This is a genomic window from Streptomyces sp. GESEQ-35 (assembly GCF_017948485.1).
In the GTDB taxonomy this organism is placed as follows: Bacteria; Actinomycetota; Actinomycetes; order Streptomycetales; family Streptomycetaceae; genus Streptomyces.
Genome location: NZ_JAFFSX010000088.1, coordinates 1 through 928 on the forward strand (window position 1 = coordinate 1; position 928 = coordinate 928).

At 67.5% G+C, this 928-nt stretch carries 1 protein-coding gene and 1 pseudogene; both read right to left on the reverse strand.

Annotated elements, in window-relative coordinates:
* Nucleotides 1–228 (reverse strand): hypothetical protein (locus KCH87_RS49945; RefSeq protein WP_247197942.1); only part of this gene is annotated, 228 nt, incomplete at its 3' end.
* Nucleotides 229–771: 543 nt separating this feature from the next.
* Nucleotides 772–912 (reverse strand): annotated as a pseudogene (locus tag KCH87_RS50930) (hypothetical protein); the annotation flags it as partial.
* Nucleotides 913–928: the final 16 nt, after the last annotated feature.

Genomic DNA, 928 nt, shown 5'->3' on the forward strand with positions numbered 1-928 from the left:
CTGGAGGGTGGTGAGGGTGTGTGCGGTGAGGGTGTGGGTGGCTTCGACGGGGTGGTCTGTGGTGGGGGGCAGGTGCAGGATCACCTGGTCGGGCACCGCGGCCCCGTCGGCCACCGCCGTGACGAGCGCATCGAGATCTGTGTAGGAGGGTGTGTCGGGGTAGGACTCCAGACCCGCACCGATCACCGCGCGCTGTAGCGGAGTTGAGGGCTCCGCCTCCTGCACCACCTCAACCCACTCAATTACGTGCGGACGGCCTCCATGCCTGTCCTTGGCCGAGGATGCACCACCCGCATCGATTTCGAGCGAAACGGCATCCGCTGCCAGGACTGGGAGACCAGAGGGATCCGTGGCCACAAGCCTGGCGATGTCGCCTGACAGGGACCAGTGGACGCGGAGTGCCGTCGCACCCGTGGCCACGAGCTGAAGTCCGCGAGCGGCAGCAGGTACGAGAGGCCGGACAAGTGCGACGGATCGAAGTGCCGCCGCCAGGAGGGCCGGGTGGATGCCGAAGCCGGTGACTTCTGTGTCTTCCGGGATCGAGACTTCCGCATAGATGTCGTCGCCCACGCCCCATACGTTGTCGAGTCCAGGGAACTCCTCTACGTGGAGGGGCTCGGCCCCGGCTGGCGGCCACACCGAGAGCGGCTCGGGCGCCGCAGCGGAAACATCGGTCAGGGTGCCGACGGCATGCCGGACCCACTCCTCCCCCTTGGAATGAACGGTGACCGGGCGTCGACCGGCGTCGTCCGGGGCACCAACTGCCACCTGAATGCGTACGGTCTCGTGGGCCGTGAGGGCGAGCGGCGTTTCGATGGTGAACTCTTCGAGGTGGCCGCAGTCCGTCTCGTGGGCTGCGTGAAGGACGAGTTCCAGTAGCAGAGCGCGGCTGGTGTCGGAGGCGCCTGCCAACCACGGATGCGTGGAC